The following is a 426-nucleotide window of genomic DNA, read 5'->3' on the forward strand; positions in this document are numbered from 1 at the left end:
TGCGTTCAGCCGCGCCGTTAGGCGTCGGCTGGAACTGCGGGTTAGGCTGCATTCTCAGGCAGCGCTGAATGCTCATTCGAGCCCTCCAGTATTTGCCACGAGGCGCTGCCACTCAGAGAAAGAGGCGAACGACTCGTCGTTCTCCCCGTTGTAGTAGATCCAGCCGCCGCTGGCCTCGCTCAGCTCGGCCAGCCGCGCCAGGTGCTCGGTCGCCAAGTCGAGTTGCCCAAACTTGCGTGGCCCGTCCGACAGGGCCTGCCAAAGCGAAAACTCAAGCCTGTCTATCCAACCAGCGCAGTAGGCGTCCTCCGAAAGTTCGGACATGTACCCGGCAAGTTCCTGCTGTTCAAGAGAAAGGTCGCTCAGCATGGACTGGCCTAACGATTGCGTTCAGCCGCGCCGTTAGGCGTCGGCTGGAACTGCGGG

1 protein-coding gene is annotated in these 426 nt (G+C 61.7%); it reads right to left on the bottom strand.

Features of this window, described 5'->3' with window-relative positions; all coding sequences use genetic code 11:
- Positions 1–72: 72 nt before the first annotated feature.
- The gene (locus tag B0W88_RS32320) at positions 73–369 is read right to left on the bottom strand and encodes a hypothetical protein (protein WP_077038462.1); all 297 of its coding nucleotides are present in this window, start codon (positions 367–369) and stop codon (positions 73–75) included.
- Positions 370–426 lie beyond the last annotated feature (57 nt).

Origin of the sequence: Pelomonas sp. KK5, assembly GCF_001984095.1 — a bacterium.
Lineage (GTDB): Bacteria > Pseudomonadota > Gammaproteobacteria > Burkholderiales > Burkholderiaceae_C > KK5.

Bases quoted from the DNA above. Each gene is read 5' to 3' on its own strand.
- B0W88_RS32320 (WP_077038462.1), bottom strand. From the start codon at position 369: ATGCTGAGCGACCTTTCTCTTGAACAGCAGGAACTTGCCGGGTACATG.